This is a genomic window from uncultured Tateyamaria sp. (assembly GCF_947504105.1).
Classification (GTDB): domain Bacteria; phylum Pseudomonadota; class Alphaproteobacteria; order Rhodobacterales; family Rhodobacteraceae; genus Tateyamaria.
Genome location: NZ_CANNGP010000017.1, coordinates 19,956 through 39,015 on the forward strand (window position 1 = coordinate 19,956; position 19,060 = coordinate 39,015).

The 19,060-nt window shown below is 61.5% G+C and carries 19 protein-coding genes; 15 read left to right on the forward strand and 4 right to left on the reverse strand.

Going from position 1 to position 19,060, the window contains the following annotated elements:
* Nucleotides 1-88 precede the first annotated feature (88 nt).
* The 13 genes from bchL to Q1A75_RS11985 all read left to right on the forward strand — a co-directional run bounded on the left by bchL (nt 89) and on the right by Q1A75_RS11985 (nt 11,963).
* Nucleotides 89-988, forward strand: coding sequence for a ferredoxin:protochlorophyllide reductase (ATP-dependent) iron-sulfur ATP-binding protein (gene bchL, locus Q1A75_RS11925; protein WP_299549648.1), 900 nt, complete (start codon nt 89-91; stop codon nt 986-988).
* Nucleotides 988-1,671: a magnesium protoporphyrin IX methyltransferase gene (bchM, locus tag Q1A75_RS11930; protein ID WP_299549651.1), complete on the forward strand. Its 684-nt coding sequence runs from the start codon at nt 988-990 to the stop codon at nt 1,669-1,671. Before bchL ends, bchM begins: the two co-directional genes overlap by 1 nt.
* A complete protein-coding gene (locus Q1A75_RS11935; protein WP_299549654.1) occupies nt 1,668-3,092 on the forward strand; it encodes a PucC family protein in 1,425 nt (474 codons plus the stop codon). The genes bchM and Q1A75_RS11935 overlap by 4 nt, the downstream gene beginning before the upstream one ends.
* A 25-nt stretch (nt 3,093-3,117) precedes the next feature.
* Nucleotides 3,118-3,888 (forward strand): photosynthetic reaction center subunit H, encoded by a 771-nt coding sequence (gene puhA / locus Q1A75_RS11940; protein WP_299549657.1) that lies wholly within the window; start codon nt 3,118-3,120, stop codon nt 3,886-3,888.
* Nucleotides 3,889-4,023: 135 nt separating this feature from the next.
* A complete protein-coding gene (gene puhB / locus Q1A75_RS11945; protein WP_299549659.1) occupies nt 4,024-4,656 on the forward strand; it encodes a photosynthetic complex putative assembly protein PuhB in 633 nt (210 codons plus the stop codon).
* 5 nt (nt 4,657-4,661) lie between these two features.
* Nucleotides 4,662-5,129, forward strand: a complete 468-nt coding sequence (puhC, locus tag Q1A75_RS11950; RefSeq protein WP_299549662.1) for a photosynthetic complex assembly protein PuhC — start codon at nt 4,662-4,664, stop codon at nt 5,127-5,129.
* 20 nt (nt 5,130-5,149) lie between these two features.
* The gene (locus Q1A75_RS11955) at nt 5,150-5,446 is read left to right on the forward strand and encodes a hypothetical protein (RefSeq protein WP_299209876.1); all 297 of its coding nucleotides are present in this window, start codon (nt 5,150-5,152) and stop codon (nt 5,444-5,446) included.
* On the forward strand, nt 5,443-6,555 hold the full coding sequence (gene acsF / locus Q1A75_RS11960) for a magnesium-protoporphyrin IX monomethyl ester (oxidative) cyclase (RefSeq protein ID WP_299549665.1): 1,113 nt from the start codon (nt 5,443-5,445) through the stop codon (nt 6,553-6,555). Before Q1A75_RS11955 ends, acsF begins: the two co-directional genes overlap by 4 nt.
* 211 nt (nt 6,556-6,766) lie before the next feature.
* Complete coding sequence (gene puhE / locus Q1A75_RS11965; protein ID WP_299549667.1) at nt 6,767-7,576, forward strand: putative photosynthetic complex assembly protein PuhE; 810 nt, start codon at nt 6,767-6,769, stop codon at nt 7,574-7,576.
* Entirely contained in the window at nt 7,566-8,780 is a 1,215-nt protein-coding gene (gene hemA / locus Q1A75_RS11970) for a 5-aminolevulinate synthase (RefSeq protein ID WP_299549669.1), read from the forward strand. Before puhE ends, hemA begins: the two co-directional genes overlap by 11 nt.
* Before the next feature lie 112 nt (nt 8,781-8,892).
* Nucleotides 8,893-9,342 (forward strand): c-type cytochrome, encoded by a 450-nt coding sequence (locus Q1A75_RS11975; protein WP_299549673.1) that lies wholly within the window; start codon nt 8,893-8,895, stop codon nt 9,340-9,342.
* Between the two features lie 197 nt (nt 9,343-9,539).
* Nucleotides 9,540-11,108 carry a glucan biosynthesis protein G gene (locus Q1A75_RS11980; RefSeq protein ID WP_299549676.1) on the forward strand — a complete coding sequence of 523 codons (1,569 nt, stop codon included), beginning with the start codon at nt 9,540-9,542 and terminating at the stop codon, nt 11,106-11,108.
* A 330-nt stretch (nt 11,109-11,438) separates the two neighbouring features.
* Complete coding sequence (locus Q1A75_RS11985; RefSeq protein WP_299208817.1) at nt 11,439-11,963, forward strand: hypothetical protein; 525 nt, start codon at nt 11,439-11,441, stop codon at nt 11,961-11,963.
* A 150-nt stretch (nt 11,964-12,113) separates the two neighbouring features.
* Here Q1A75_RS11985 and Q1A75_RS11990 read toward each other — a convergent pair whose 3' ends face one another.
* A complete protein-coding gene (locus Q1A75_RS11990; RefSeq protein ID WP_299549680.1) occupies nt 12,114-12,461 on the reverse strand; it encodes a DinB family protein in 348 nt (115 codons plus the stop codon).
* Nucleotides 12,462-12,859: 398 nt separating this feature from the next.
* Complete coding sequence (locus Q1A75_RS11995) at nt 12,860-13,543, reverse strand: hypothetical protein (RefSeq protein ID WP_299549683.1); 684 nt, start codon at nt 13,541-13,543, stop codon at nt 12,860-12,862.
* 490 nt (nt 13,544-14,033) lie between these two features.
* Between Q1A75_RS11995 and Q1A75_RS12000 the strand changes: the two genes are divergently transcribed.
* Both Q1A75_RS12000 and Q1A75_RS12005 read left to right on the forward strand, forming a co-directional pair.
* Entirely contained in the window at nt 14,034-15,338 is a 1,305-nt protein-coding gene (locus Q1A75_RS12000) for an AAA family ATPase (RefSeq protein WP_299549686.1), read from the forward strand.
* The gene (locus Q1A75_RS12005) at nt 15,335-16,384 is read left to right on the forward strand and encodes a ParB N-terminal domain-containing protein (RefSeq protein WP_299549689.1); all 1,050 of its coding nucleotides are present in this window, start codon (nt 15,335-15,337) and stop codon (nt 16,382-16,384) included. The genes Q1A75_RS12000 and Q1A75_RS12005 overlap by 4 nt, the downstream gene beginning before the upstream one ends.
* A 25-nt stretch (nt 16,385-16,409) precedes the next feature.
* Here Q1A75_RS12005 and bchO read toward each other — a convergent pair whose 3' ends face one another.
* Complete coding sequence (bchO, locus tag Q1A75_RS12010; protein WP_299549691.1) at nt 16,410-17,282, reverse strand: alpha/beta fold hydrolase BchO; 873 nt, start codon at nt 17,280-17,282, stop codon at nt 16,410-16,412.
* A 3-nt stretch (nt 17,283-17,285) separates the two neighbouring features.
* A complete protein-coding gene (locus Q1A75_RS12015) occupies nt 17,286-18,929 on the reverse strand; it encodes a magnesium chelatase subunit D (RefSeq protein ID WP_299549693.1) in 1,644 nt (547 codons plus the stop codon).
* Between the last annotated feature and the right edge of the window lie 131 nt (nt 18,930-19,060).

A 19,060-nucleotide genomic window follows, 5' to 3' on the forward strand; every position in this document is an offset into this window, starting at 1 on the left:
ACACGGACACATACCGCGGGAGCCTCCGGCGGAAGTTTATTTCGCAAGATGAAGCAGGGGATCTTTCCCCATTCGAAAGGAGGGGCGCATGAGCCCACTCGACAGAAACCCACCCGTCCTGCGCGGGCAAGACGGCGAAGGATCGGTACAGGTGCACCAGGACGCCGATGCGCAGATCACTGGCGCCAAGGTCTTTTCCGTCTATGGCAAGGGCGGGATCGGCAAGTCGACCACATCGTCCAACCTGTCGGCCGCCTTTTCCAATCTGGGCAAGCGTGTGCTGCAGATCGGGTGCGACCCCAAGCATGACAGCACCTTTACCCTGACCGGACACCTGCAACCAACTGTGATCGATATCCTCAAAGAGGTCGACTTCCACCCTGAAGAGCTACGGCCTGAGGACTTTGTGACCGAAGGCTACAATGGCGTGAAATGCGTCGAGGCCGGTGGGCCCCCTGCTGGCACGGGCTGCGGCGGTTATGTCGTGGGCCAGACCGTCAAGCTGCTCAAGCAACACCACCTGCTGGAAGAAACTGACGTCGTGATCTTTGACGTGCTGGGCGACGTGGTCTGTGGGGGCTTTGCCGCCCCGCTGCAACATGCCGACCGGGCGTTGATCGTGACAGCCAACGATTTCGACAGCATCTATGCCATGAATCGCATCATCGCCGCGGTTCAGGCGAAGTCCAAGAACTACAAGGTGCGCCTTGCAGGATGCATCGCCAACCGCTCACGCGAGACAAACGAGGTGGACCGCTACTGCGACACCGTCGGCTTCAACCGCATCGCGCATATGCCCGATGTGGACGCCATTCGGCGCAGCCGCCTGAAGAAAAAGACCCTGTTCGAGATGGACGACGAGGAAGACATCGTGCGCTGCCGCGCCGAGTACATCCGCCTGGCCGAAACCCTCTGGAACGGGACCGAGGGGCTGGCCCCCGCCCCCATGGAAGACCGCGATATCTTTGAACTGCTTGGCTTTGATTGATGCCCGCATATGACCAAACCCGCGCCCGTGTCGAAGACTATTTCGACCGCACGGCGACCAAGACATGGGAGCGTCTGACCTCTGACGCGCCCGTGTCCCGCATTCGGGAAACCGTGCGCGCGGGGCGGGACCGGATGCGCGACCGGATGTTGAGCCGCTTGCCGGATGACCTGCGCGGTGCGCGTATCCTTGATGCGGGCTGCGGGCCTGGCGTGGCGACCATCGAATTGGCGAAACGGGGTGCCACCGTGGTCGCCGCCGATATCTCGCCCCAACTGATCGATATCGCCCAACTGCGCCTGCCCCATGATCTGCAAAGCCAGGTGACCTTCCATACCGGCGATATGCTGGACCCGAAACTGGGCCAGTTTGATGCGGTCATCGCGATGGACAGCCTGATTTACTACACGGCCTCCGACATCGGCGCGGCACTTGCCGCACTCGAGCCGCGCGTGAGCGGCCCCATCGTCTTCACGGTCGCGCCGCGTACACCTGCGCTGATGGCGATGTGGTACGCAGGAAAAGCCTTCCCTCGCTCAGACCGCTCGCCCGTGATGATCCCGCACGCGCATCCGAAACTCATGAGCGCTGCCAAATCCGCGGGCGTCCGCCGTATGCTGCGCCCGGTCGACCGGATCACCAGCGGCTTCTACATCTCCGAAGCGATGGAGCTGCGCCCATGAGTGCGCTCAAGCATCTCTCGCTCAAGGCGCTGCCTTTTGCCGATGCGGCGTCAGATGACCTGCCGATGGGCCAGCTTCTGCGCCTGTCGCTGTTTCAGGTGTCGGTCGGCATGGCCTCGGTCATGCTGCTCGGTACACTCAACCGCGTGATGATCGTGGAATTGTCGGTGCCCGCCATGATCGTAGCCGTGATGATCGCGCTGCCCGTGCTCTCGGCCCCCTTCCGGGCGCTGCTGGGCTTCCGCTCCGACACATACAGCTCCGCCATCGGGTGGAAACGCATCCCCTATATCTGGTTCGGCGCGCTCTGGCAGTTCGGCGGCCTCGCCATCATGCCCTTTGCCCTGCTTGTCCTGTCGGGCGACACGGTGCACGACATCCCCTTCGCGGGCGAAGTGCTGGCGGGCCTCGCCTTCCTGATGACGGGCCTTGGTATCCACATGACCCAGACCGCCGGACTGGCCCTCGCCAGCGACCGGGCGACAGACGAAACCCGCCCCCGTGTCGTGGCGATGCTTTATGTCATGTTCCTTGTGGGCATGGGCATCTCCGCCCTCATCATTGGTGGTTTGCTGAACAATTACAGTAGCTTGACCCTGATCCGCGTAGTGCAGGGCTCCGCCGTTGTCGGCGCCGTCCTCACCTTCATCGCACTTTGGAAACAGGAAAGCGTGAACCCGATGACCCGGGCACAGCGCGAAGCCCCACGCCCGCTGTTCCGCGAGGCGTGGACAGATTACGCCGCCGGCGGCAAAGCCGGACGGCTTCTGGCCTGCGTCTTTGTCGGCACCATGGCGTTCAACATGCAGGACGTGCTGCTCGAACCCTATGGCGGCGAAATCCTCGGGCTGTCGGTGTCGGCCACGACAATCCTGACAGCGCTCTGGGCGGCAGGCGCGCTGACGGGCTTCATCTGGGCGGGTCGTCGGCTTGCAAAAGGGTCAAACTCCTACCGTTTGGCCGGGGCAGGCATCCTCGCGGGCATCTGGGCCTTCAGCCTCGTTATCTTCGCCGCCCCCATGCAAGCGAACCTCCTGTTTTACGCAGGCGCCACGCTGATCGGCTTCGGTGGCGGGCTCTTTGCCGTCTCAACCCTCACAGCCGCCATGGCCATGCCCGCCAAGGGGGTCGCTGGGCGCGGCCTGGCCCTCGGCGCATGGGGCGCAGCCCAAGCTACTGCGGCAGGCGTTGCCATCGCACTTGGCGGCACGCTGCGCGACTGGATCGGCGCCATCGCAATGTCCGGGGCCTGGGGCGAAGGCCTCGCCACACCCACCACCGGATACTCTTTCGTCTATCACCTAGAGATTGGCCTTCTCTTCGTCACTCTCGTCATCCTGGGACCGCTTGTGCGCACTTCGGGTCCCCTCACCGAACGGAAGGACGCGGGCCGCCTGGGCCTCGCGGATTTCCCCACATGACCTTCTCCAGGAAAGGACATCTGTCATGACCGCAACATTCTTTGGCGAATTCGACCTCGCGTCGCTGGCGCTCTGGTTGTTCTACATCTTCTTTGCCGGGCTGATCATCTGGATCCAACGCGAGAACATGCGCGAGGGTTATCCACTGGAAGACGACGAAGGCAACGCCTCATCCAATTCCGGCCTATTCCCCCTGCCCGAAGACAAAAGCTTTGACCTGCCCCACGGGCGTGGCACCGTGACTGTCCCGTCGGGCCAGACGCCTGAACGCGCCGATATTCCCATGAAGCGCACCGGGCCCGGCAACGGTTACCCGCTTGAGCCCACGGGCGATCCGATGCTCGATGGCGTTGGTCCGGCCAGCTGGGCGCCCCGCCGCGATGTGCCGGAGCTTGATGGTCACGGCCACCCCAAGATCATCCCGATGTCGGCCAATGACAGCTTCCGCTTTGCCACGGGCCGCGACCCGCGTGGGCTACCACTGATGTCCGGGGACGGCGAGGTTGTGGGCAAGGTGGTCGACATGTGGATCGACGAGCCCGAGCAGCTTGTCCGCTATCTAGAATACACGCTGGACGCCAAATGGGGCACGGGCAATCGACTGGTGCCGCTGACTCTGGCGCGGATCAAATCCAACCGGGTCGTCGTGCGCACGCTCTATGGCAAGCATTTTGCCACCGTGCCACAGCACGCAAGCGCCACGCAGGTGACCATGCTCGAAGAGGAAAAGATCTGCGGCTACTACGGCGGCGGTGTCCTCTATGCCGACAGCAGCCGGCAAGAGCCCAAGCTCTGATGCAACAGGCGCGCGCCATATCCTGGCAAGGCCCCCGGGCACCCCGGCGGCTGGCGCGTGCGTGTGCAGAACGACGGGCAGTGCGGTCCAGCCGTTACGCCAACCTCACTTCGCAACCAAAAGGGAACGTGCGCCATGTCCCATGATGATTTCGCCGTCGAGCCTATCGAAGGGCTCCCCGAACGCCCGCCCGAGGGCGAACAGATCCTGTGGCAAGGCAAGCCCAGCACCCTCGCGCTCGCCCGCGAGGCACTGAACCTGAACTGGATCATCGGCTACTTCGCCATCCTCGCCGCATGGCGGTTAATATCGGTCGTCGACCTGTTGCCGATCGGACAAGCGATCGGGGCAACCTTACCTGTAGCAATCCTCGGGCTGGTGGTTTGCGGCCTGCTCTATGCCATCGCGCTGATCCAGGCGCGGGCGACGATGTACACGATCACCACGTCGCGGATCGCGATGCGGATCGGGGCGGCCCTTACACTCACGATCAACCTGCCCTATCGCGAACTGGGCAACGCGGCACTTGATCTGCGCAAGAACGGCACGGGCACCATCGCGCTCGACACCACAGGTCAGACCAAAATCAGCTACCTCGTCCTCTGGCCCCATGCGCGGCCTTGGCGGTTCGGCAGCACGCAGCCCGCCCTGCGCTGCATTCCGGATGCCGAAAACGTGGCCCGCATCCTCGCCGACGCGGCCGAAGCGCGGATCACAACACCCCAAATCACCCGCGTTGCCCCCGGCGGCGCCGTCGCGGCGGAGTAAGCGCCATGTCACACGCCGACAGCCCCCGCATCCACGCCAAGCAGGACGAGCTTGTCCCGCGCATCCTGATCCGCGCGGTCCTCGCCCTGCTGCTCATTGTCCTTTCACTGGTCACAATTGCCACCCTCACGGATCGACCTCTCGAAAGCACACCGCCGCAAACAGAAATCATCGCGGAACGCGCGATCTTCCTGTCCGGCGACGCGTCGGGGGCCGCTCGCGTGCTTGATGCACACGGCACGGTTCTGGCGGATTTCCCATCGGACAAGGGCGGCTTTGTCGCTGGCATCGAACGCGTGATCGCGCGCGAACGGGGCAAGATCGGTGCAGACCCCGCCGCCCCGGTGCTGCTGCGCCTGCGCGACGGCAACCGCCTCTCCCTCTACGACCCCGAAACCAACTGGAGCGCCGAGCTGATGGGCTTTGGCGCCGACAACCTCCGCACCTTCGCCAGGTTGCTGAGCAAACCCTGACCCAGAAAGGAAGCCACCTCATGGGACTACTGACAAAGGACATTGAACGTGCCCCGTGCACGGTCGAAATCAGCCACAAGTTCGAAAGCCTGCACGCGCATGTGCGGTTCAACAACGGCGCCGTGATCTATCCGGGCGACGAGGTGCAGGTGCAGGGCCCCGAAATCATGGCCCCCTTCGGTGAAATCGTCACCGAAGACCGCGAGGCCGTGATTGTCCGCGCCTCGGGCCTTGAACGGCTCTGGACCCGCCTGACGGGCGATCTCGAAGTCATGGAACTCTGCGAATTCTCCTTCTCCGAAGAGGTGACGCTATGAATGTCCAGAACGCTGACAAACACACCGCCGACGCCACGTCGGTCGAAGAAGGGCTGGCCATCGCCCAGGCCCAGGACGAACAATTCACGTCCGAATTTGCGACAGAGACGGCCATGCAGAACACCCTGCTAACGCCGCGCTTCTACACCACCGACTTTGACGAAATGGACGCAATCGACGTGTCCCCGGTGCGCGAAGATTGGGACAAGCTGATCGCGCAAATGGAATCCGACCCGAACAAGGGCCACTTCAAGAAAAACGAAGACTGGGACACCGTCGATTGGGACGGGATGGAGCCAGAGCTGAAAAAGGAATTCATCGACTTCTTGATCAGCTCCTGCACAGCCGAGTTTTCGGGCTGCGTGCTCTACAAAGAGATGAAGCGGCGCGGCAACAACGAGGACATTACCCAGCTGTTCCAACTCATGGCACGGGACGAGGCGCGGCACGCGGGCTTCATCAATGATGCCCTGCGTGAGGCTGGCTTGCGCGTGAACCTCGGGTTCCTCACACAGAAGAAGAAATACACCTACTTCCGACCCAAGTTCATCTACTACGCCACTTATCTATCGGAAAAGATCGGCTACGCCCGTTACATCACCATCTTCCGGCACCTGCAGGCCAACCCCGAACACCGCTTCCACCCGATCTTCAAATGGTTCGAAGAGTGGTGCAATGACGAGTTCTCTCATGGCGAAGCCTTTGCCCTGCTGATGAAGACGGACCCGAAACTGACACGCGGACTGAATGTCTACTGGATCAAGTTCTTCCTCACAGCGGTCTACGGCACGATGTACGTGCGCGATCACCAGCGCCCGGCCTTCCACAAGGCCCTCGGCGTCGATCCCGACTGGTACGCACACGAGGTGTTCACCAAGACCTCGAAACTCAGCGAACAGATCTTCCCCATCACGCTCGACATCGACCACCCCCGCTGGCAGCGCCAGTTGGAGAAGCTGCAAAAGGCCAATGTCGACATGGCCGAGGCGAAAGGGCTGAAAAAGATCGGCGCACAGTTGCGGGCCGCAGCGGCCTTCGTGGCGCTCTACACGATCCCGGCGAAAAAGCACGTTGTGCCTGCGTCAACCCGCTTGGAGCCAGCGTATTGAACCACGTCGGTCGACATAAGACGGCGTTCCGGTGGAACTGTTGCGCCCGGCTTCAAGCCGGGCCGCGCCCGACCCTCCCCCCGGGAGGGCGCATGGGCAATGTCATGCAGCGAACCCAGGTTCTACGGAAATCCGACGCCTCACACCGCACTATTACCGGGTGCGCCCACCCAGGCTCGGGCGCAGCCCTCAGCATGTCGGGGGCACGTGAATGACCCCCTGGATCGCCGCCCTCATCGCCCTGTTCATCTGGTGGTTCTCCACCGGCACCATCCTGATGGCGGTCAAATACGCCGACCGTTCCGGCGAAAGGGCGCGGCGCGCCACGACATTCGCCGCCCTGCCCCTCATGATCTTGGGCGCTTACGGCACCTATTGGTCCATGACGCAGACGGACATCCTCGGCACCTATGTCGCGTTCCTCTCGGCCCTCGCTCTCTGGGGCTGGATCGAACTGGCCTTCCTCACGGGCGTCATCACCGGCCCTAACCGCATGCCCCTGCCCCCGCACAAGGCCGAATGGGAACGGTTCATCCGCGCCTGGGGCACCATTGCTTATCACGAGATGCTGCTGACAGCCGCCCTGATCCTTCTGGGCCTCACCCTCTGGCACGCGCCCAATCCGTTCGCCTTCTACACCTTCGCGGTGCTCTTCTTCGCCCGCGTCTCGGCCAAGCTGAACCTGTTTCTCGGCGTGCCCCGCATCCACGTGGACTTTCTGCCCGAAGCTCTCAGCCATCTGCCCAGCCACTTCCGCACGGCAGGCATGAACTGGCTTTTCCCGATCTCGGTCACGGCCCTGACATTCGCCGCCGCCTGCTGGCTCGAACGGCTCTATGCAGCCGAAACCACCGGCGCAGTCACGGGCTTTGCCCTGCTGACAGCACTCACGGCCCTCGCGGCCCTCGAACACTGGGTGATGGTCCTACCCATCCCCGACGAACGGCTCTGGCGCTGGATGCTGCCTGCGCCCAAACCAACCAAGAACTCGACACCACAAGGGGGACATCATGGACTTTGATGTATTGTTCCAAAGCCAAATCGACGCGCTGAAGGACGAGGGCAACTACCGCATATTCGCGGAACTGGAACGACAGGCCGGGGCCTTCCCCAAGGCCAAGTGCCACGACCCCGAAGCCCCCGATGAAGTGACGGTGTGGTGTTCGAACGACTACCTCGGCATGGGTCAGCACGAAAGCGTCACCAAGGCGATGAAAGACGCGGTGGACCTCTACGGCGCAGGCGCAGGGGGCACGCGCAACATCTCGGGCACGAACCACGCCCACAAGCTGCTCGAAGCGGAACTGGCTGACCTGCACGGCAAGGAAAGCGCACTCCTGTTCACCTCGGGCTACGTGTCAAATTGGGCCGCCCTCTCGACACTGGGCAGCCGCCTGCCCGACGCCGTGATCCTGTCGGACGAACTCAACCACGCCTCCATGATCGAAGGCATCCGCCACTCACGGGCCAACAAGTTGATCTGGAAGCACAACGACCCCGAAGACCTCGACCGCAAACTGGCCTCCCTCCCCGCCAACGCGCCCAAGATCGTGGCCTTCGAATCCGTCTACTCGATGGATGGCGACATCTGCCCCATGCAGGAAATCGTCGAAGTGGCCGAAAAACATGGCGCAATGACCTATCTCGACGAAGTGCACGCCGTGGGCCTCTACGGCCCGCGCGGCGGCGGCATCTCGGAACAGGAAGGGCTGGCCGACCGCATCACCCTGATCGAAGGGACACTCGGCAAAGCCTACGGCGTGGTGGGCGGCTACATCACCGGCTCAGATGCGATGTGCGACTTCATCCGCTCGTTCTCAAGCGGGTTCATCTTCACAACCGCCCTGCCCCCGGCCGTTGCAGCAGCGGCCCGCACGTCCATCCGGCACCTCAAGCAATCGGATCAGGAACGGATCGCCCAACGCCAGCGCGTCGCCTACCTGCGCAAGCGGCTGGACCAGGAGGGGATCCCCCATATGGACAACCCCAGCCACATCATCCCGGTGATGATCAAGGATCCGGTGAAATGCCGGATGCTGTCGGACTACCTGATGCAGCGCTACGGGATCTACGTACAGCCGATCAATTACCCCACCGTGCCCAAGGGCACAGAACGGCTGCGATTCACACCCTCCCCCCTGCACAGCACGGATGATATCGAACACCTCGTCATGGCGCTAAAAGACCTATGGAAACAGTGCGCTATTGCCCACGCCGTCGCGTGATAGGGGAAAAGCCGCCTACATTTCCCGCCGATCCGCGGATCAAGTCAAAGTTACTGTTGACTTGATCACGAAGCCGCTACGTTCTTGCGAAGAACTTTGGAAGGAGATTCACATGTTCCGCACACTTGCCATCGCAGCCACAACCGCCACGCTGGCCGTGCCCGCATTTGCAGACGGCCACGCAGCCTCCGGCGACGCCGCCGAAGGGGAAAAGGCATTCCGCCAATGCATCTCGTGCCACGTCGTCCAGAACGAGGCCGGCGATACACTCGCAGGCCGCAACGCCAAAACCGGCCCGAACCTCTACGGGATCGCAGGCGGCCAGTTCGGTATGGTCGAAGGCTTCCGCTACTCCGACATCAACCAGCTCGCCGCCAGCATGGAAGACCTCGTGATCACCGAGGAAGTGTTCGTGGCCTACGCCCAGGACCCTACGGCCTACTTGCGTGAGGTCACCGGCGACAAGGGTCGCAGCAAGATGACCTACAAGGTCCGCAAGGAAGAGGACGCCGTGAACCTCTACGCCTACCTGGTATCGCTGCAAGCCGACGGCGGCAGCTAAGCCCGACCACGATACAACCAACAAAGGCCGTCGGATCCCCCGGCGGCCTTTCGCATGTGTGGCGCATTCCCGCCGACACAGCGTGCAATGTCGCCGATGTGAAACGCTTGCAGGCAAAAGTGACCGCAAAAGGCTGGACGCCACCGCACGGTCTTTGCATCTGTCGCTGCATGGCATCACCGCACCGAAGGACAACCATGGCCCTCACAGCCCCCATGACGCGCCGCAGCGCCCTTGCCATGCTTCTGGCCAGTGCGGCCCTGCCCAAAAACGTGCTGGCACGCGACCTCGGGCAACCATTCTCGTTCGAGTGGCTCAAGGCCCGGATGGAATCCCGCTCCTGGGCACCTGACACGCCCCCGCAGCCGCTCGATACGTTCCTTCAGGATCTGACCTACGACGACTACCGCAACATCTACTTCCGGCCGAACGCCGCGAAGTGGTCGGACACCCCCCTGCCCTTCCACGTGTCGCCGTTCCACCCCGGCTGGCTGTTCCAGGACCCGGTGCAGATCCACGAGGTACACACCGGCAAATCCTACCCCATCACCTTCTCGACAGACGATTTCGAATACCGCAACGACGTTGGCGCCCGCGTACCGGAAAACGCCGAACTGCCGGGCATCGCAGGCCTCAAACTGACGCATCCGCTGAACATGCCGGACAAGTTTGACGAAGTGGTCACCTTCCTCGGCGCCAGCTATTTCCGCGCCCTGGGCCGCGGCAACAGCTACGGCCTCTCGGCCCGCGGCCTCGCCATCAACACATGGCTGAACGGTCCCGAAGAATTCCCCCGCTTCTCCGAATTCTGGCTGGAAAAGCCCAAGGCGACGGACATGGCGCTGACAGTCTACGCAGCCCTCGACAGCGCCTCGGTCACCGGGGCCTACAAGTTCACGATCACACCCGGCGACGACACCACCATGGACGTCGAAGCAACGCTGTTCTTCCGCGAAGCGGTCCCGCAACTCGGCCTTGGCCCGCTCACCTCGATGTTCTACTTCGCCGAACACTCTGAACGGGATTTCGACGACTTCCGCCGACAGGTGCACGACAGCGAAGCGCTCAAGATCATCCGCAAGGACGGCAACGTGATCATGCGCCCGCTCAACAACCCGCCCCGCGTGTCCAGCTCCTATTTCAACGAACCGAACATGGCCCAGTTCGGCCTGATCCAGCGCGACCGCACCTATGAGGACTACCAGGACGCAGGCGCGCGCTACCACGACCGCCCCTCCGTGATGATCGAGCCCCAGAACGATTGGGGACCGGGCACCGTGCGCCTGGTGGAAATCCCGGCTGAGCTTGAGATCGACGACAACATCGTTGCCTTCTGGGTGCCCCAAACCGCCCCGCAAGCGGGCGAGAGCCGCACGTACAGCTACCGTATGCACTGGGGCGACCTGCCCCCCTCAGGTGACCTTGCATGGGTGCAGGGCACGCTCGCAGGCATCGGCGGCCCGTCGGGCGTTCCGCTGGACAACCCGAACCTGCGAAAATTCGTGGTGGATTTTCAGGGAGGCGCACTCGGGTCCATGCCCGAAGACGCTGACGTGACCCCGATCATCACTCACTCCGCCGGAGAGATCGAAGGCATGGTCCTGCACAAGGTCACAGACGCCGCCGTGCCAACATGGCGCCTGTTCATCGACATCGACGGGCAGGATCACGACCTGATCGAACTCACCGCCCATGTCGCCGATGACACCCAACGGCTCTCGGAAACATGGGTCTTCCAATGGCTGCGGGACGACGCACCCACCTGACGCGCGTATTGGGTTTAAGTCGCGGTTATGGAGAATACCTTTGCAAGAGCCTGTAATTCTTTGAATGGAGCCGGATGTCGGGTGTGAGCCCGAAGCGATCGATGCTGCGCTGCGGATGAACGTCTGTTTTCACGACGTGTCAGCCACGCTACATGGAACCCTGACACCGAAAGATTTGGAACTTAGCTAATGCCCACTACTCACACACCCGTAACCAAGGCCATACCTCTTTTCCTGACCTCTGCGGCAAAGGAAGGTAGCAAGCTGCCATCCTATCTATTCAATTGGCAAATGCGTATACTACTAGACGCTGGTGTATCATGGGACAACTTGAACCCCGATCTGCGGGCGGCATTCCTGCTGGGCTACTATCTCGGAAACGTTCGCAACGGTGGCCACAGCCAGTTCATTGGCAATGCCCGGCACTACCATGGCGGTGATCCAGAACGATTTCTTGGTTGGGCTATGAAGGTAGCAGAGAAGTATAAGATGCCGGAAACTTTAGAAATCATGCGCGATGTACGAACTTGGATAGCCAACAATCCAAAGAAAGCGGTAGGGCTGACGGGCGCTTCACCAAATGTTTCCCCGGAACTTAAGCCCTATGACGCGGCTTTAATGACTGCCGATACAATCGACGAAAATGCGTGGATTGATCGACTAAACACACTGCCAGGCGTCCATGCCAAAACCTTCTTGCATGAAAGTGGCTACAAGAATGGATACATACGTTTTCCGGCTATTTTTTCCGAGATCGAAGAAGTTCGATTTCTCGCTACTTTTGACGCAACGGCGATTGTTCCACACGAAACCTTCGAAGAAGAAGTGAAGTCGGCTGCGGCAGCCTGTCTCTAATCTTCAACTGGCGATCAACGACATGCCTCTAAAGCAGACGTTCATTCGTCAACAGGTTATGGCCGCTTCGTCCCGCATACCCGACCTTTGAGCACCCTATTTAACCAGGACAAAGCCTAAGCCTTGAAGCGCATCACGATGCGCCCCACCCTACCCCAACATCGGCAAATCCGTCGGCTCAGGCCACGCGCCTGCCGCCGTCAACATCCCGTGTATCTGTCCACGGTGATGCGTCTGGTGATTGAACAGATGCGCAAAACACACCGCCGCCGGTTTCTCAACACGCGTGTCCCCTCCCCCAGGATACCACGCGACCACACCTTCCAAATCGGATGATGCAAGACCTTCGGCCCAAGCCGTCACTTCCGCATCCCGCTCCACGCGCAATCCTTTGAACGCGTCCCAATCTCGCGGCGCCTCCAAAGACACAGGTACGCTCAGCTCAGGCCGCACATCCCCGGCAAAGCGGGCCAACCACAGCGCATCATCCCACAGCAAATGATTGAAAGTGGCCGCAATAGAGCCAAAAAAAGCCCCCCCAATCCTGCCACCGCTCCGCATCACTCAACGTGTTCGCTGCCGCCACAAGCGACCCGTTCTGCCACGCATTGTACCGCGCCATCAGCCGCAGATGCTCCAACATTTCAATCATGCACCAATACACTTGTTAGTCAGAAGAACCCAAAGTGCAGCAGCCAAAAATGCAGACGTCATGCTTACCCACAATTCCAGAGTAGGCTTTGCGGATTGTTCGGGTGAGAACCCCAGAAACACGCGAAGCATTTCGAAGGCACTCAAGTGTTTACCGCGCAAGACCAGAAACGATCTAACCAATACCCCAAACAGGAAAATCACGAAGGGCCAAGCAGCCGTTTCACGGATACATTCTAAAAACGTCATACGATCACCCGCACCTCGCTCACATCGCCATCCACTTCGCGACACGCCGCCAGCACGCGCCGCTCCAGATGCGTCTGCACATAGGCCCCGTGAAAGCGCGACGGCGCCCGCAGGGTCAACCGCCCCCCTGCCCGCTCAACCCGCTCCAGCCCCGCAATCCACGACGCGTACACGCCAGCATCCTCAGCATGCAGAACCGCCTGGGCCAAGGACCACTCCGTCCCCTTCGACACATCCGGGGCAACCACGGCCCCTTTCACGGGCAAAGGCACCACTTTCGGCGCCTCCTCCTCCGCAGCCCCCATACGCAACTCAAAATCTGGCCCCACGGCCACCCAATACGCTTCCGTATCAACCAGCACACGCTCCAGATCCAACCCATGCTCGGACACACGGCCCCGCGCACCCTGCCGCTTCACGACCAACCAGCCCCGCGCCCGCAGCAACGCCATCTCGCGCTTCACCGTCCGCTCATCCACGGACCACAGTCGCGCAATCTCGCGCTGGCCCACGGCCAGCTCGTCCCGCGCCCAGTTGTAGCGCGCCGTGATCAGTGTCATCAGCCGCAGAACGCGCCGCTGCTCATGCTTGCCCTGCGCCAACGCGAACGCACCCAAGGCTGTCAGAATATCGTATTTGCGCGCAGACGCGCCCCGGCCCACTGGCCTCAGCGTTTGCATCACTGCCCTCATTTTCTTTGAATGGTCCGGGCTGCCCCGAACAACACCTGCCAACGGTGGGTTTCCCCGCGGTTCTGGCCGCTTTTCCGTCTCTGCCCCTGATTTGCGTCCGAAGCTGCGATTCTGTCAAGGGTGGATGTGGATAACCTCTCAGACCGAAACCAATTTCAAAAGAAAAGCAGGTTTATATGGTATTGGGGGACATACAGTTTGTCCCCTATTCCAGCCCTTTTGTCACCCAATAGATGGCGGAAGGCAAAAACTGTCCCCCCAAATCTGGTCGGTCAACACGAGGGGCGGGTCCATCACAGAATCACAACGATTGCCCCGGCTTCCATGACGCAACGCCCGATCTGTCCCCGCGGGGACAACCATATTCCCCTTTTGCTTTTTCCGCAAAATCAGCGTAAATCTGGAAATGAGCAGAATTAGCGTCCCCACGGGGCCAAAAAACCACCTGTCCCCGCGGGGACAAACGTACAGGCAGCGCATGTTCACGCACACAGACCTCGCCCAACTCCAGGCGCAATCCCTCAAAATGCAGGGCTTCATCCGCCAGCAAACCTACTCTCCCGAGAACGAAAAAACGCTTCGCCGCTTCTCAAGCTGGGAGGTGGCGGAACTCATTTTCAAAGCCAACCAGAGTACCCTGCGCGGCCGCCTCGGCGCCGACCCCTCCCTGCCCCAAGGCATCGTCGAAGAAGACGGTCGCCAGCGCTGGTACACGCTCGACGAAATCAACGAGTTGCGCCGTCGCATCAAGGTGAACCGCAAATCGCTCATGCCCCACCGTCCTGCGAACAAGCGCGCCATCCGGGCCGCCATCGCCAATTTCAAAGGGGGCGCGGGCAAGTCCACAACAGCCCTCCACTTCGCCCACGCCGCCGCTCTCGACGGCTACCGCGTGCTCTGCGTCGACTTCGACCCACAAGCCACGCTCAGCCACTCCATGGGCCTCAGCGACGTGGCCGAGGAATACACCGTCTGGGGCATCATGGCCCGCGATCTGGGGCACGAAACCGATCGCATGAACTCGGCCCTGCGTGGCGCGGAATCCGGCACCGCCCTGCCCCAGCGCAAACTGCCCGCCGCCATCACCGACATGGGGCTGAACGACCTGCGCGCGTCGGACTTCATCAAGCCCACGAACTGGCCCACAATCGATATCGTGCCAAGTTGCGCCAACGCCGCCTTTGTCGAATTTGCCTCCGCCCAATATCGCCACATCAACCCCGAATGGTCCTTCTTCGCCGCCGTCTCGCGCTTCCTCGACCAGATCGCGCCCGACACCTATGACCTCATCCTCTTCGACTGTCCGCCCGCCATCGGCTACCAGTCCATGAACGCGGTCTTCGCGGCTGACGTGCTCTATATCCCCTCCGGCCCCGGCTACTGGGAATACGACTCAACCACGTCTTTCATCGGCCAGCTTTCTGAAGCGCTCGAAGATCTCAGCCGCTTCAACGGCCTTGTCCCCGCGGGGACAATGACCCTGCCCAAGACCTTCCTCGACCTGCGCTTCCTGCTCACCCGCTATGAACCGGGCAACGAACTCCATCGCGCCATGCAGGGCGCGTTCCAGAAAGTCTTCGGCGATCGCGTCTGCGAACACCCGATCGAAATGACCCGCGCTGTCGAACAATCCGGGCGGTTCCTGAGCAGTATCTACGAAATGGACTACCGCGACATGACCCGCGAAACTTGGCGGCGCGCCCGCGCCTCGTTTGACCGGGCCTATGAAGAATTCAAAACGAACCTGGGAACAGCCTGGGACCAATTGGAGGATGAGGCATGAGCAAACGCCGCGTATTCGACATCGACTTCGAGCCCGAAGAGGCGGCAGAGGTCCCTGCCCCAGCCGAGGAACCGACGCGCCGTGGACCTATGGCTGCGGCCATTTCTGAGAACGCTACGGCGCTCAGTGAACGCCACACGGCAGAGGCTGAAATCCGTGCCGAGAATGACCGTCTCGCCCACGAATATGTGTCTCTAAAAAGGGATGGAGCGATTGTGGCGCGCGTTCCCCTCGGGGACGTGGCGATGCAAAAGCTGACCCGCGACCGCAGCACGAACCGCGACCCGGACCTAGAAGAACTCAAAACCTCCATCCGCGATCTCGGCCTGTCGAACCCAATCCAGGTCGAAGACACCGGCGACGGTTACGAACTGATCCAGGGCTTCCGCCGTCTCAGCGCCTATAGATCTCTCTACGAGGAAACAGGAGACGACAAATATGCCTCCATCCCCGCCGTCCTCGTGGCCAAGGGCGAGGCGCTCGAAAAACTCTACCGCCGCATGGTCGATGAAAACATGGTGCGACGTGACATCTCGTTCGCCGAAATGGGCCAGCTTGCCGCCAGCTATGCCCGCCAGATGGATCTGGAATTGAACGATGCTATCGCCGTTCTTTTTGCCTCTGCCGGACGACAAAAGCGTCACTACATAGGCAGTTTCAGTCTCTTGATGGACAAACTGGGATCCCGCCTTCAGTTCCCCGAAGCGATCCCCCGCGCCCTTGGTCTGAAGCTGATCAAGGCGCTGGAAGAACAACCGCGCACCGCACAGCAACTCAACGTCCTGTTGGAGCATCAAAAGCCCAATGATGCGGTGGCTGAGTTGGCAGTGTTGAACAAGGTTGTGGCCCCCAAACCGGTCAGTGAGCAAGCTGCCCCCTCGACCTCCTCCAAGACCACGATCAAGCTGAACCGCAAGGCTGGTGCGGTGAAGGTCATTGGGGCCAAGGGCAAGATTGAATTGCAGATGAACCGCGACTTCGGTTCAGTGGATCCGCGCAAGCTTGAGGCGGCGGTTCGGGCATTGCTTGACCAACTCGATCTGTAATCTGTCCCCGCGGGGACAGATGCCGCTAATCCAGTTCTTTTGTGATGATATCGGTGATCAATCTCACAAAGCTTTCGGGGTCTTCCTCGTGCGCCAGATGACCCAGTTCCGCAAAGTGATGCAGTGTGGCATTGCGCATCCGAGATGCGGCTTTCTCCGACACGTCTGGCGGCACGGTTGTATCTTTTTCACCGACGATGAAATGGACGGTAGATGGATGGTCCGGCAGTCGGGAAAGAAGCGGGTCCAACGCCCATTGCGCCATCATCAAAAGCGTGCCGTCGACATGGTTTCTATCACCGACCAAGCGGCGATAGAGATCCAGCCCCTCAGCATCCAGATCAGAGCCTGTTGAGCCAATGAGAGTCTTGATCCGTTCGGGATTAGACGACGCGCCAGAGAACAGAGACGCGGTGAACGGCAGTACCGCCAATGCCTTGGCCATCACTGGAAATAGAAATCCGGCCAGCCCCTTGAACTGCGCCAAGGCGGCGTTGATCCCGATCACCAGTGGTGCGTGTCCCCGCGGGGACAGATCGTTTTCAGCCAGTCGCAGGGCAATGGCTGCCCCTGCTGAATGGCCGATGATTGCGTCCGGAGTCCATCCCTCTTGGGCGCACAGCTTGCCAATGTCTTTGGCCATCCGATCAAGCCCGCAACGATGCCGCGCGCCAAGCTGTGTGAACCCTTGTCCCGGCAGGTCCAATGCGACCACGTGGTGGTTCTGTGCGAGCGCTGGAATGAGGGCTCGGTAGGAGTGCGTCGACCCGCCAGCGCCATGCAGCATCAACACCGTTTTGCCGACGCCGCTTTCCTGAATATGCCAACGATGCACGGGTCCTTGTCCCCGCCGGGACAGATCGGAGTTGGGCCATGTAAGGATGTGCGCCCAGTCCATGTTCTAGCCATCCAAGGCGGCGTTTACCGCATTGTTTAAACGCTGCGCATCTGCGCGGGGCAAGGCAACGTAAGATGCGTCCAGCGAGCGGCTCAAGTCCTGCAAGGCAGGTTGGGGACGGTTGGACATATCAATGACCAGCGCGGCCGTTCCCGAGCTGCGCAATGCCGACGCCATCGCGGTGGCGTCTTGCGCGGCCTGCGCCCGGTTTGCTTGGCCGTCGAGCGTGATATTTGCGCGTCCGTCGGTGATCAGAATGATGGTCGGTGTCAGTCCCCTGGCAACGCTTTGCTGCGCGAGCAGGAGGGCGTGTTGCAGCCCGGACGCGAGAGGTGTGCCGCCTCCGCCGGGCAGGGCAGAGAGCCGCCGTTTGGTCTGGACCAGGAAACGGGTGGGGGGCAGCAGGGTTTCAGCCTCGGTACCCCTGAATGAGATGAGCGCGACATGGTCGCGGCTGGCATAGGCATCTGCGAGCAGGAGTTCGATGGCGCCCTTGGCCTCGCCCAGTCTGGACACGGCGGCCGAGCCGGAAGCGTCGACGGTGAAGATCAGGAGGCGGTCGGATTGTTCGGCGTAGCGTTTGAGGCGGATGTCGGACGGGCGGATGAGGAGGCCGGAGCGGTTCGGCTGCTGTTGGCGGCGGAGGGGTTGCCACGGGGCGGCGGCGCGCAGCGTGGCGATCAGGTCGATACGAGAGGTGCCGTCGAGCCGTCCGGGACGCGAGGGTAGGGGGCGGCCGCGGCGGTTGCTGGTGCGCTTTTGACCCGCGCCTGCACCGCCGGATGTGCGGGTTGTCCCCGCGGGGACAAGCCCGTTTAGGAGGTCTGCTGGGAGCAGGGATTTGACGGTTTCGACCAGCATATCTGTGTCCGGGAATGCGTCGTTTTCCTGGTTGTCCCCGCGGGGACAGTCATCATTTGAAGGTGGGGGAGGGGGGCTTTCCCGGTCCTCTATGTCCTCTGGGATCATGGTTGCGCGGTGCGGATAAACGAGGGTTGCGGCAACCTCGACGTCGATGTCTGTGAGGTGCTCTCGGCCCATGTAGTGCGCATGGGCGCGCGCGGTGCGGAGGGCGAGGGTGGGAGCCCTGAGGGATGCGATGCCGAAGCGGGTGGCGAGCAGGGTGAGCTGTAAGATCGCGTCGGCTGTTTTTACCGCTGTCCCCGCGGGGACAGATTGGGTTGCCCCCGCGGGGACAGATGGTTTTCGCCCTTCTGGTGACAGGTGGAAGGCGCAACGATCGGCGAGGGGATCGGGGGTGCGTTCGTCGGGTTTGATCCCTTCGTCCAGGAGCAAAAAGCCCTGTGTTAGAGACTGATCCGTGAGTTGAGAGAGTTTGGCTGCGAGGGCTGGCGGGCAGCGTTCGGCCATAGGGAGTTGAGCTATGCAAGGGATGCTGAAAAAATATTTATTTTCAATGACTTGTGTAGATGAAAGCGTGGCGCTTAAGTCAATGCCGCCAAAGAGTTGTTCGTCTGAGATGGTGACGGGCATTTTGCGGATGGGCAGGGAAGGGGTGAAGCCTGCCAGTAGCGCGTCGCGGTCGGGGCTGGCGCGCATGCGGATGACTGCGCCGCCAAGGCCTGCGGGGTCGAGGGCCAGGAGGCGCAGGGCGAGGGCCGCGTTGTGCCAGCTTTCGGCTGTCATTGCGTGCTGCCTTTGGCGGACGACACGTCCGCCTTACATGTGGGTGGTGATGCGGTTAAGCGGTGCACGCTGTGGGATAAGTGGTTTGGCGGGGTGAACCCCGCCCTACGGTATGATGCAAGGGCAGTGCG

Coding starts and splice junctions, on each gene's coding strand:
- bchM (WP_299549651.1), top strand. CDS start 988: ATGCCCGCATATGACCAAACCCGCGCCCGTGTCGAAGACTATTTCGAC.
- Q1A75_RS11955 (WP_299209876.1), top strand. CDS start 5,150: ATGGGACTACTGACAAAGGACATTGAACGTGCCCCGTGCACGGTCGAA.
- Q1A75_RS12005 (WP_299549689.1), top strand. CDS start 15,335: ATGAGCAAACGCCGCGTATTCGACATCGACTTCGAGCCCGAAGAGGCG.
- Q1A75_RS11995 (WP_299549683.1), bottom strand. CDS start 13,543: ATGCAAACGCTGAGGCCAGTGGGCCGGGGCGCGTCTGCGCGCAAATAC.
- Q1A75_RS11975 (WP_299549673.1), top strand. CDS start 8,893: ATGTTCCGCACACTTGCCATCGCAGCCACAACCGCCACGCTGGCCGTG.
- bchL (WP_299549648.1), top strand. CDS start 89: ATGAGCCCACTCGACAGAAACCCACCCGTCCTGCGCGGGCAAGACGGC.
- Q1A75_RS12000 (WP_299549686.1), top strand. CDS start 14,034: ATGTTCACGCACACAGACCTCGCCCAACTCCAGGCGCAATCCCTCAAA.
- puhA (WP_299549657.1), top strand. CDS start 3,118: ATGACCGCAACATTCTTTGGCGAATTCGACCTCGCGTCGCTGGCGCTC.
- Q1A75_RS12015 (WP_299549693.1), bottom strand. CDS start 18,929: ATGACAGCCGAAAGCTGGCACAACGCGGCCCTCGCCCTGCGCCTCCTG.
- Q1A75_RS11980 (WP_299549676.1), top strand. CDS start 9,540: ATGGCCCTCACAGCCCCCATGACGCGCCGCAGCGCCCTTGCCATGCTT.
- bchO (WP_299549691.1), bottom strand. CDS start 17,282: ATGGACTGGGCGCACATCCTTACATGGCCCAACTCCGATCTGTCCCGG.
- puhE (WP_299549667.1), top strand. CDS start 6,767: ATGACCCCCTGGATCGCCGCCCTCATCGCCCTGTTCATCTGGTGGTTC.
- puhC (WP_299549662.1), top strand. CDS start 4,662: ATGTCACACGCCGACAGCCCCCGCATCCACGCCAAGCAGGACGAGCTT.
- acsF (WP_299549665.1), top strand. CDS start 5,443: ATGAATGTCCAGAACGCTGACAAACACACCGCCGACGCCACGTCGGTC.
- hemA (WP_299549669.1), top strand. CDS start 7,566: ATGGACTTTGATGTATTGTTCCAAAGCCAAATCGACGCGCTGAAGGAC.
- puhB (WP_299549659.1), top strand. CDS start 4,024: ATGTCCCATGATGATTTCGCCGTCGAGCCTATCGAAGGGCTCCCCGAA.
- Q1A75_RS11935 (WP_299549654.1), top strand. CDS start 1,668: ATGAGTGCGCTCAAGCATCTCTCGCTCAAGGCGCTGCCTTTTGCCGAT.